The 11,802-nt window shown below is 57.0% G+C and carries 7 protein-coding genes; 3 read left to right on the top strand and 4 right to left on the bottom strand.

Going from position 1 to position 11,802, the window contains the following annotated elements; translation table 11 throughout:
- The first annotated feature begins 15 nt into the window (after nucleotides 1-15).
- The gene (locus KFS80_RS06540; protein WP_073472633.1) at nucleotides 16-669 is read left to right on the top strand and encodes an HAD family hydrolase; all 654 of its coding nucleotides are present in this window, start codon (nucleotides 16-18) and stop codon (nucleotides 667-669) included.
- 113 nt (nucleotides 670-782) lie between these two features.
- On the opposite strand, the gene KFS80_RS06535 is transcribed toward KFS80_RS06540, so the two are convergent.
- Nucleotides 783-1,745, bottom strand: coding sequence for a zinc-binding dehydrogenase (locus tag KFS80_RS06535; protein ID WP_212544293.1), 963 nt, complete (start codon nucleotides 1,743-1,745; stop codon nucleotides 783-785).
- A 138-nt stretch (nucleotides 1,746-1,883) separates the two neighbouring features.
- Here KFS80_RS06535 and KFS80_RS06530 point away from each other — a divergent pair, with 138 nt between their 5' ends.
- Nucleotides 1,884-3,968, top strand: a complete 2,085-nt coding sequence (locus tag KFS80_RS06530) for a carboxy terminal-processing peptidase (protein ID WP_212544292.1) — start codon at nucleotides 1,884-1,886, stop codon at nucleotides 3,966-3,968.
- Nucleotides 3,969-4,099: 131 nt separating this feature from the next.
- Nucleotides 4,100-5,890: a bifunctional diguanylate cyclase/phosphodiesterase gene (locus KFS80_RS06525; RefSeq protein ID WP_212544291.1), complete on the top strand. Its 1,791-nt coding sequence runs from the start codon at nucleotides 4,100-4,102 to the stop codon at nucleotides 5,888-5,890.
- 82 nt (nucleotides 5,891-5,972) lie between these two features.
- Here KFS80_RS06525 and KFS80_RS06520 read toward each other — a convergent pair whose 3' ends face one another.
- The 3 genes from KFS80_RS06520 to KFS80_RS06510 all read right to left on the bottom strand — a co-directional run bounded on the left by KFS80_RS06520 (nucleotide 5,973) and on the right by KFS80_RS06510 (nucleotide 11,731).
- Nucleotides 5,973-6,470, bottom strand: a complete 498-nt coding sequence (locus KFS80_RS06520) for a hypothetical protein (RefSeq protein ID WP_212544290.1) — start codon at nucleotides 6,468-6,470, stop codon at nucleotides 5,973-5,975.
- An 80-nt stretch (nucleotides 6,471-6,550) separates the two neighbouring features.
- A complete protein-coding gene (locus KFS80_RS06515; protein ID WP_212544289.1) occupies nucleotides 6,551-6,961 on the bottom strand; it encodes a hypothetical protein in 411 nt (136 codons plus the stop codon).
- Nucleotides 6,962-6,970: 9 nt separating this feature from the next.
- Nucleotides 6,971-11,731 (bottom strand): RHS repeat-associated core domain-containing protein, encoded by a 4,761-nt coding sequence (locus tag KFS80_RS06510; protein ID WP_212544288.1) that lies wholly within the window; start codon nucleotides 11,729-11,731, stop codon nucleotides 6,971-6,973.
- Nucleotides 11,732-11,802 lie beyond the last annotated feature (71 nt).

Below are 11,802 nucleotides of genomic sequence, written 5' to 3'. Positions count from 1 at the left end.
TCTCGGAGAGAACTGATGGCCCTGGCAATTTTTGATCTGGACGAAACGTTGATCCACGGCGACTGCGCCACCCTCTGGAGCGAGCAGATGGGGCGCCTGGGCTGGGTCGATCCCGAGTCGTTCATGCGCAAGAACAACGAACTGATGGACGCCTACAGCCATGGCAAATTACGCATGGAAGACTACATGGCGTTCAGCCTCGAACCGCTGATCGGCCGTACGCCAGAAGAAGTCGAGCACCTGGTCGGGCCGTGGGTTGAAGACTTTATCGAACCGATCATCTTCAGCGACGCGACCAAAACCATCGCCGCGCACCGCAAGGCCGGCGACCGGATTCTGGTGATCTCCGCGTCGGGCACGCACCTGGTCAGACCGATTGCCGATCGACTCGGCATCGACGAGATTCTGGGGATTGAACTGGAAGTCGCGCACGGCGTTTACAGTGGCCATACCGTGGGCACGTTGACCTACCGTGAAGGCAAGATCACCCGTTTGCTGGAGTGGCTGGACGCTGAGGAAGAGAACCTCGAAGGCGCGAGTTTTTATTCCGACTCACGCAATGACCTGCCATTGCTGCTGAAAGTGGATTTCCCGCACGTGGTCAACCCGGATCCGGTGCTGCTCGAGCACGCCGAAAAAGCCGGCTGGCCCATCCATCTCTGGAAATAACCCGATCCCGTAGGAGCAAGGCTTGCCCGCGAAAGCGTCGTGCCAGTCAACATCACCGTTGAATGACACGACGCTTTCGCGGGCAAGCCTTGCTCCTACAGATTTTTTTGGTGTCAGGTGAGGCTTTCGTCAATCACCAACACCAGTTTCCCCGCCACCGTATTACTCGCCAGCTCGGCAAACGCCGCCTCGGCATCCTTCACCGCAAACGCCTTGGCCAACTGCGGACTCAACCGCCCTTCCGCAAACAATGGCCACACCTGTTGGCCCAGATCACTCAACAGATCCGCCTTGAACTGATCATCACGGCTGCGCAACGTCGAGCCCAGCAACTGCACGCGCTTACCCAACACCTGCGCCAGATCCAGTTTCGCCTCGCGGCCACCCATCAAACCGATCAGCACCCAACGCCCGTCCAGCGCCGTCAGCTTCAGATTCAGCGCCGAATAATTACCGCCCACCGGATCAAGAATCACATCGAACGGCCCGAAGTCGCGCAGGCTCTCCAGATCGTCAGTGCGCAGCACCCCGCCCTGAGCCCCCAGCGCCTCGCAATAAGCCAAACGCTCGGCTGAACCGACGCTGACCCAGCACGGATTGCCAAACGCCTTGCACAGCTGAATGGCGGCTGAACCGATTCCACTTGCCCCGGCGTGCAAGAGAACTTTCTCACCCGGTTTGAGCGCCGCAAGTTGAAACACATTCAGCCAGACTGTTGCGTAAACCTCGGGCAATGCCGCCGCTTCAATCAACGAAACGCCTTCGGGAACCGGCAGCACGTGCCGCCCGTCAACCACCACCTCTTCGGCCATGCCGCCCCCGGCCAGCAAGGCGCAGACCCGATCGCCGACCTGCCACGAACTGCCCGCGCCGACCTCGCTGATGACCCCGGAACACTCCAGACCGAGCACGTCGCTTGCGCCCGGCGGGGGCGGATAGAGACCGGCTTTCTGTAATAAATCGGCGCGATTGAGGCCGGCTGCCGCCACTCGAATGCGAACTTGTCCTACATCACATGTAGGACTCGGGGTCTCAACCCACGCCACTTGACCTTCCACGCCTTGCAATGCCTTCACAGTGCCTCCATAGTGAGTCTGGACTGAGCCCGAAGCTGTAGCGCCGGGCTTTTTGCATTATGCGACCGGCTCTCGTAGAACCGGCGACTTCAAAGACGGCCTAATATGCGTTATCAATTGTCCCCGCGTCGAATCAGCATGAAGCATCTGCTCCCAAGCACCGCCCTCGCTCTATTCATCGGTATCGGTATTTTGCCGATGTCGGGCAATACCTTCGCTGCCAACAGCTGGGACAAATTGCAGCCTGATCGCGATGAAGTCATCGCCAGTCTGAACGTCGTCGAGTTGCTCAAGCGTCACCACTACAGCAAGCCGCCGCTCGACGATGCGCGCTCGGTGATCATCTACGACAGCTACATCAAGCTGCTGGATCCGTCGCGCAGCTATTTCATGGCCAGCGACATCGCCGAATTCGACAAGTGGAAGACGCAGTTCGACGACTTCCTCAAAAGCGGCGACCTCAACGCCGGCTTCACCATCTACAAGCGCTATCTGGATCGCGTCAAATCGCGTCTGGATTTCGCCATCGCCGAGCTGAACAAAGGCGTCGACAAGATGGACTTCAATACCAAGGAAACCTTGCTGATCGATCGCAAGGACGCCCCTTGGCTGAAATCCACTGCAGAACTTGATGACCTGTGGCGCAAACGCGTCAAGGACGAAGTCCTGCGCCAGAAGATCGCCGGCAAAGATCCGAAGCAGATTCAGGAAACCCTGACCAAGCGCTACAAGAACCAATTGGCGCGCCTGGATCAGACCCGTCCGGAAGATATCTTCCAGGCGTACATCAACACCTTCGCCATGTCGTACGACCCGCACACCAACTATCTGTCGCCGGATAACGCGGAAAACTTCGACATCAACATGAGCCTGTCCCTCGAGGGCATCGGCGCTGTGTTGCAGAGCGACAACGACCAGGTGAAAGTCGTGCGTCTGGTGCCGGCAGGCCCGGCCGACAAGACCAAACAGGTCGCCCCGGCGGACAAGATCATCGGCGTTGCCCAAGGCAACAAAGAGATGGTCGACGTGGTCGGCTGGCGTCTCGACGAAGTGGTCAAACTTATTCGCGGCCCGAAAGGCACCGTGGTGCGTCTGGAAGTGATTCCGGCGAGCAATGCGCCAAACGACCAGACCACCAAGATCGTGCCGATCACCCGTGAAGCGGTGAAGCTCGAAGACCAGGCGGTGAAGAAGTCCATCCTCAACCTGAAACAGGACGGTAAGGACTACAAGCTCGGCGTCATCGAGATTCCGGCCTTCTACCTCGACTTCAAAGCGTTCCGTGCCGGTGATCCGGACTACAAGAGCACCACCCGCGACGTTAAAAAACTGCTGACTGAACTGCAGAAAGAAAAAGTCGACGGTGTGGTTATCGACCTGCGCAACAACGGCGGCGGCTCCCTGCAAGAAGCCACCGAGCTGACCAGTCTGTTCATCGACAAAGGCCCGACCGTACTGGTGCGTAATGCCGATGGCCGTGTCGACGTGCTCGAAGATGAAAACCCGGGCGCGTTCTACAAAGGCCCGATGGCGTTGCTGGTCAACCGCTTGTCCGCCTCGGCTTCGGAGATTTTCGCCGGCGCCATGCAGGATTATCACCGCGCGCTGATCATCGGTGGCCAGACCTTCGGTAAAGGCACCGTGCAGACCATTCAGCCGCTGAACCATGGCGAGCTGAAACTGACCCTGGCCAAGTTCTACCGGGTCTCCGGTCAGAGCACCCAGCATCAGGGCGTGCTGCCGGACATCGACTACCCATCGCTGATCGACACCAAGGAAATTGGCGAAAGCGCTCTGCCGGAAGCCATGCCGTGGGACACCATCCGCGCGGCCATCAAACCGGCGGCCGATCCGTTCAAACCGTATCTGGCTCAGCTCAAATCCGAGCATGACGCCCGCACGGCGAAAGACGCGGAGTTCGTGTTCATCCGTGACAAGCTGGCACTCGCGCAGAAACTGATGGAAGAAAAAACCGTCAGCCTCAATGAAGCCGAGCGTCGCGCGCAACACACCGACATCGACGCCAAGCAACTGGCGATGGAAAACATCCGTCGCAAAGCCAAAGGCGAAGAGCCGCTCAAAGAGCTGAAGAAAGAAGACGACGACGCCCTCACGGCCGCCGAGCCGGACAAGGTCAAACCAGAAGACGATGCCTACCTGAGCGAAACCGGGCGCGTGCTGCTGGATTACCTGAAGCTGAGCAATCAGGTGGCGAAGAAGTAAGTGATGGCAATTTAATGCTGACGATCCCCGGATCGTCATCAAACAGTCATCATTCTGTCGTGCAATAAAGGACTGGGAGCCACTCTCCAACGAGAGCGCTCCCAGTCCTTTTTTTATCGCCAGAGATTGCCATGACCACGACCGAACAGCTGAGTGCCTTGAGCTCGATCCTGACTCAAAGCGGATTGCACAGCCTGTTCCAGCCGATCATCTGCCTCTCTGAACGCCGCATTCTCGGCTACGAAGCCCTGACACGCGGCCCGTCCAACAGCCCTCTTCACTCGCCGATTGCCTTGTTCGCCGTGGCGCGACAGGCGGGGCGTTTGAGTGAGCTGGAAATCGCCTGCCGCCAAAGCGCCTGCCGTCGTTTCAATGAACAGCAACTGCCGGGCAAACTGTTTCTCAACGTCTCGCCCGAGTCATTACTCGAAGCCGCACACCAGCCAGGGCGCACGCTGCAACTACTGCAGGACTTCGGCATTCCACCCAGCCAGGTCGTCATCGAATTGACCGAACAAACACCCATTGACGACTTCCAGCTGCTGCAAACCGCACTGCATCACTACCGCGCGATGGGCTTCTCCATCGCGCTGGATGATCTTGGCGCCGGTTATTCGAGCCTGCGCCTGTGGTCGGAACTGCGCCCGGATTACGTAAAGATTGATCGGCACTTCATCGACGGCATTCATCAGGATGCGCTGAAACGCGAATTCGTCGGCTCGATCCTGCAAATCGCCAAAGCCTCCCGCGCGCAAGTCATCGCCGAAGGCATCGAACTGCCGGAAGAACTCGCGGTGCTCACCGAAATGGGCGTCGACCTGGTGCAAGGCTATTTGCTCGGCCGCCCACAAGAACACCCACCGCGCGACGCCCGCACGTTGATGCCCAAACACGACAGCAGCAGCGTTGCGCTGAATGACGAAGGCAGCGACCTCAGCGCCCTGCTCAACGACCAACCCGCCGTAGCGCGTGACACACCGACCGCCACCGTACTGGAAGCCTTCCGCCGCCAAGCCAACCTCAACTCACTGGCCGTGCTCGACGAACAGGGTCAGCCGTGTGGCATCGTCCATCGCCATTCCTTGTCGGATGCCCTGCTCAAACCGTTTGCCACTGACTTGTTTGCGCGTAAACCCATTAGCCGATTGATGAATGACGATTTTCTCGCGGTGGAAATGAGTCAGTCGTTGCAGCAAGTGAGCCGACTCATCACCAGCCGCGCTCGGCAGCGGATCGAAGAGGATTTCATCATCACCCTCAACGGCAGCTACCTCGGTCTCGGCCGGGTGATCGACGTGCTCAAACTCATCACCGAACTGAAAATCCAACAGGCACGCTACGCCAACCCGCTGACCTTGCTGCCTGGCAATGTGCCGATTCAGCAGTGCCTCACTCGCCTGCTGCAACAGGGTCGAGAATCAGTCATCTGCTACGTCGACATCGACAGCTTCAAACCCTTCAACGATATCTACGGGTACGGACGCGGAGACGAAGTGTTGTTGTGTTTGGCTCAATGCCTGAATGAACGCGTCGACCCCACCCGAGATTTCGTTGGCCACATTGGTGGCGACGACTTCCTGTTAGTCCTCGGCCCTGAAGACTGGCGCAAACGCCTCAATCAACTGCTCGACGATTTCCAAAGCCAATGCCGCCGCTTCTATCGCCCGGAACACCTTGAGGCTGGATGCTTTATCGCACCGAACCGCCAAGGCGTGCGGCAAGAGTTTCCGCTGTTGTCGCTATCCATTGGCGTCGTGCATCTACACCCCGAGGTCTGCGCACAGCTTGATGCCAGTCAGCTTGCGGAAATGGCTTCGCAAGCGAAGCATCATGCGAAGAATGTTCCGGGGTATAGCGTGTATCTGTTGGATAGCCTTACAACCACAGCACTCCACCAGCCGCAGCTAATGGGTCAACGCTAATCCCTCAAACGACACAAATCCCTGTGGGAGCGGGCTTGCTCGCGAAGGCGTCAGTCCAATCACCAAAAAAACTGATCAGAAATTATGTACCACCATAATTAAAGAGACCAAGATCAAGCTTCCGAGCACACTTAATACTAAATTCGCGAGATACATCATAAGAATCATTTCGAAAATAGAACACTTGACGATAGAGGGATCTAATCGGCGGATCTTTCATAGATCGCATTTTATTCACAACAGCTAAAAGCTTATAAACCTCCCTATTTCGATCCATAGTTTTTTCTAAAAAATCTTCTTCAGAGGAAATACCGCAGACAGATGGAAAACCAAATGAAAAGTCTGGCGCACTGGCAATCAGTTTGACAAGTGCACGTGCCAATTTTCCCGCAAAATATGATCTCGCCAAACATTCTGGATCTGCTGAAAACAGCAAGAACTCATCCCAATCAAAGAAATTATTTACGGCGTCATCAAAAACCGCTGCATCGCCATCCTCACCACTGTCATACATATCAATATCAGCACCTTGATATGCCCAAGCCCAAATCAGCTCTCTAGTCAATTCTTGACCGACCATTAACTCACCATATTAGTCAAATCATGAGGATCACAGATAAAATCACAGTTTAAAAAAATAGAGCTCAGTCTTAGAACAGCTCACCACGTAGAAATATCTTCAGCAGCTGCTTTTATGAGGTCGTTGCTCCAAGCTATGGTAGCCAGCCGAAATACATCCTCAAAAAAAACTCTAGTATCTTGCATCTCATCCCAACCACTTGGAAATGAAGAGTAGGCTTCTGGATCATACATAAATAGAGATTTAAAATCGTACATTGGATCCTCAAGGGCTTCCTGCAAACTCTGATATATAAAATATCTATGCTTATAAGACTTCCAAGTAGGCAAGCAATAATTAACAATGATCACCTCTCTATCACTGGGATTATCTGGATCAAGCAACTCCAACTCTTCTCCTAGCGTTTCCTCACGATCATAAATATCTAGCCCAGCCAGAAAAAACGAGGGACTTGGTTTAAATGGAAGTCCGTCATCTGAATCAATAAACATTTCCCATTCCTATTTTATTGGATACAGCGTGAAAGGAACTCCAGTCACGCGATCGAACTTCATTTCAAAGCGATCAAGCTTGATCAACTTCGGATTCTCTTTTGACTTTGGATTCGGAACATAACCTTCGCCAGCCCCGGGTAGATCCATCCTAACAATATCTGCCAACTGGGAATCTTTACCGGTAAAACGCGGCAATCCGTTTTCGACTCGTGTTGTAGCAAGAACATAGGCCTCAAGCATAATTTCGTAATTGTAGAACCTAGAACTCGGATTACCGTTCCTATCTTTAGGTGTTTTACCCGTAATTGGATTCGTACCATCGATCGCTCGTTGCTTCCACTTCTCATCTGGCACCTCCGGCCCGTGCTTTCCAACCATGTGCATCTTTTGGCTATCGTTTAACCTTAGTATTTCTTTCTTCGCCCTCTCTGCTGTGCTGATTTTTAATGCCGGCAGCGCAGGCTCACCCTCATCAACCTTAGCCCCACCAATCCCACCCGGCACCTCGCACCCAGGCCTATTCGGCGGCGGACAATTGGAGTTCAACCCCAACGGATCCACCCACCCCGTGGGATTCGGCGTGTACTGGTACTGATTCAACCCACCCGCAAGCTTCACCGGATCCGGCGTCAGATAACGTCCCAGCCGCGGGTCGTAATACCGATGCCGGTTGTAATGCAGCCCACTCTCCGCATCGAAATACTGCCCCTGAAACCGCAGTGGCTGATCCAGGTATTCCTCAGCCGCCAACGTCACCGCCGCGACTTTCCCGTAGGCGTCGTACTGCGCCGACCAGACGATTTCCCCGCTGTAATCGGTCAGCTCCAGCGGCGTGCCGAGGTGGTCGTTCTGGTAGTAAAACGGGCAGGCTTTTTTCGGGCCTTTGCCGTCGAGCAGTGCTAACGGACGGAAGGTGCCGGGTTCGTAGACGTAGCTGCGGTATTCGGTATCGCTGCTTTCGGCGACGAGGTTGTCGCCTTGCCAGAAGAATTCGGTGGTGGCGCCGTCGACGGTTTTGCTGATGCGCCGGCCGAAGGCGTCGTATTGGTAAGACGCGGTTTTCCCGTCAGGGCGAGTCAGGCCAATCAGGCGGTGCTGGCAGTCGTAACGGTATTCCGTGACGAGTCTGTGCGCTGTGCCGCGACGTTCGCGGATCAGGTTGCCGAAGGCGTCGTAGTCGTAGTGGCGATCGCCCTGCATCAGCAGGCGGTTGCCTTTGATCTGGCTCGGGCCGGGGCGATCCTGCATGAGCAGGTTGCCGGCCGGGTCGTGGGCGTAGGTTTCCGGGAGTTCGTCGCGGGAGTGACGGACGCGGGTCAGTCGGTCGAGGGCGTCGTAGTAATAGCTGCGCTGACCGTGGCGGCTATCGGCGATGCTCGCCAGGTTGCCGTTGACCGCGTAGCTGTAGTGGCGCAGGTACAGTGGGCTGGATTGTTGATTGACGGCGTGGGCCTGAAGGCGACCCTGTTCGTCGTAGTGATAGTGGCTGTGCAGCAAACCTTGCTGACGGGTTTGCTCGCGACCGAATTCAAACTGATGCGTGGTCAGGCGTGCGCCGTTAAGGTCGATCGCGGTCAGCGCGCCGCCCTTGGCATGGTGGTAATCGAGTTTGCTGTTGTCCGGCAGACGCATGCGCTTGAGCTGGCCGCAAGCGTCGTAGGCATAGCGCAGAGTGCCCCAGCCCTGGTGCTCGGTGATCAGCCGATCCTGGCGGTCGTACTCAAAGGCAAGCGGATGGTTCTGGCCGTCATCAACACCGGTCAGGCGGCCCAACAGATCGTATTGGTAGCTGACCTTGATGCCGTCGGGCAGGGTTTTAACCAGCAGACGCCCGGCGCCATCGCGTTCGTATCCGGTGACTAAACGTGAGTCGTCATCGCCAAACTCGGTCTTTTCCAGCAGGTGACCGTTGAGGTCATACACGTAAGCGGTACGGCGCCCATCGAAACCGGTTTCCTGTCGGATCAATCCGGTCGGCGTGTAGTCCAGCCGATATTTTTCGCCGGACTCGTTCTCAATTTCCGTGAGCAACAGTTGCGCATGGTCGTAGCGATATTGAATCCGCGTGCCGTCGTGGTTAATGCGACGGGAGACCAGATGCAGGTCATCGTCGTATTCATACCGGGTGATATGCCCCAGCTCATCACGCTCGGCGGTGACTTGCCCGTAAGCGCCGTAGCTATAAGCACGCGTGGCACCCGTAGGAAAAGTCGTCTGAACCAGTCGTCCAACGGCGTCCCACTGCTCTCGGGTAACGGCGCCATGCTGATCAACCGTGGTCGTCCGCCGTCCCAAAGCATCGTAGGAAAAGCGCCGTACGCCACCCTCAGGCAACGTCTCTTCAACCAGTTGGCCCAGGTCATTCCAGGCCAGCAAATGCCGACTGGTGTCCGGATACCGGATCGACACCAGTTGCCCGCGAACGCTGTAGTAGTAATGAGTGACCTGTCCGTCAGGATCGACGGCCTCGGTGATGTCGCCCTCGGCATTGCGCCGATAAATCCACACCGCATCGCCACGTGAACGCCGATGCAGGAAACCATTGCGATACTCGTAGGACGTTGGCGCATCCGCCGCAGGAATCAGCGCAATCAGCCGTCCGACATCGTCGTATCGGTACTCGGTGATAGAACCCAGCGCATCCTGTTCAGCGATCAAACGTCCCTGATCGTCGTACGCCTTGAGTTGCTCACCGCCATCGGCCTCAACCTTGCGCACCAGTCGCGCACGGTCGTCGTGGACGTAAACCTCTTCGGTGCCATCGACGTACTGCACCGCGACACTGCCGTCGTCATCCCAGACATAACGCGTGTCCATCTGCGAAAACGACGCCCAGTGCCGTACACAACGCGCAGCCTTGCCAGCCCGTTCCCACTCCCAGAAAAAACTCGCGCCACCGGTCAGCTGTCGCTGCAGGATGACGCGCGCATCGTCGTAGTCGTAGCGCTCGCTTTCACCTGCGGCATTGGTCGCCGCGAGCAAACGCTGACGCGCGTCATAGCAATAACTGACGAGGGTTTGCTCGGTACGCCACGCCTCTTCAAGGTGCTCGGCTGGATGAAAACTCTGATAGTCGATCGCGATCAGTTGCGCACGGTCGTAACGCAACTGCAGCGCCCGCCCCGCGCCATTGTCGAGACGACTGATGCGATCCTGACGATCGCGGCTGATGCGTAAACGGTTGTCGTACGCATCGCTGATCGCTGTCAGACGCCCGGCACGAAAGTGATAAAACCGCGCCGTTTCCCCGGCCAGCGCAACAATCAGCTCCTCCGGCTCATCCCCAAGAAAAATCGCCGCCCGCGACAGGCTGTTGTGAATCGCCGGCCGCTCAACACTCGGCAGCGGAAACGTCGTGCGCCTATTCTCGTGATCGCCCCAAACAACCGAGTCGCCATCAAATTCCAACCGATGCGCCAGCGAATGGCTCCAGCCAAACCCCAGCCCGACATCGATTTCCACCGCACTGGTGCGATACAACCGAGTGAATTCAAACGGCAACACGCCGTCGAGCACAGCATCCGTCAGCGTCAGCAGTTCCTCACCGGTGACCATCGACACCGGACAACCGTTGGTGCACGTAGCCGAAGCGCAATCAGCGCTGTCCCCGTTGGGATTTTTCGCCTGATCCGGAGCGTCATCGTGGTGCTCGTCTTTCTTCAGCAAGGCGTTGCGCTTGGCGTCCCAACGCAACTGCATCCGGCCTTTTTTCACCCCGGCGGCAATCCCGCGTGCAGCGACTTTTTTGTATTTGTCGACGTACTTGATGAAGCCTTCGACGATGGCAAACATCGCCTTCAGCAACCGCGTCAACGCTGACAACAACTGCGCGGCGCGGTCAGCCAGACGCAGCGTCAGATAAGCGATGCCGGCACCCGCACCGACAAACGTCAGCACGACGCCGATCAGCACATCGATCAGCACCTGCACGATCATCATCGACGCGGCTTCGGCGGTTTTGCCGGCGATCTCGCTGGGCGGCAGCATCTCCAGCCAAAGGCTGGCGGTACGCAGCAGCAAACACAGCGCCGCTTCATCGCTCATCAGCAGCTGCAGCTTTTCCATGACATCGGGAGCCGTCTCCGCCAGCTCCTTTAACTGCGTGGCCCCAGACCCCAACCGCTCGGCAAAGGCCCCGGGATCCTTGAGAATGTCCGAGAGCAAACCGATGCTGTCCCACACTCCCTCGATCGCAGCCCAACTTCCGGCCAGCATGCCGTTGCTTGCCGATGTCGCCACCGACTGCGACCACTGCGGTTTAAAACCCTGCCACTCACCGCGCAGCCAGCCGTCGAGTTCACGGGTCAGGCCGTCGTAGGCTTTAAACAGGTCATCAACCTGGTCCGTGGTGACCTCGCTGTGCACCAGCACCCGATAGAACTTGCCCGCTGTGCCCTTGAACAAGCCTTTGCCTTGCGCATCAAGGGTTACGGGGGTGATTTCGCCACTGTCCATGGCGATCACATCGACGGTGATGTTGCCGAGCGCAATGTCGTACACCGACTCGAACTTGCTCTCGATCAACATCGGCCCGTCCTTCGGGCACTGGACGACGCCGGAGAAAAACTCGTTATCGGTACTGCTGACAACGGTGCTGTTTTCGCCGAAGCGGATGATCCGCTCCATGCCCATCAGCGACGGCAGATCCGCCGCGTGGCTGACGTTGTCTGCGGCACGGCTGGCCCAGTGCTTGAGCTGTTCGCGGTAGAGACTGAGGCTGGCGGGAAAGCTGTCGAGTTCTTGCTCGATGCGAGCGATGGCGTCCATCAGCGCACGTCAAAGCGCGAATTGGACGGGTTAATCGGGTCGAACATGAGCGTTCCCTCGCGCAAAAAAAT

Origin of the sequence: Pseudomonas rustica, from assembly GCF_018336155.1 — a bacterium.
Classification (GTDB): Bacteria; Pseudomonadota; Gammaproteobacteria; order Pseudomonadales; family Pseudomonadaceae; genus Aquipseudomonas; species Aquipseudomonas rustica.
The sequence above is the reverse complement of the archived record's forward strand: the minus strand, read 5'-3'. Positions and strand labels throughout refer to the sequence as shown.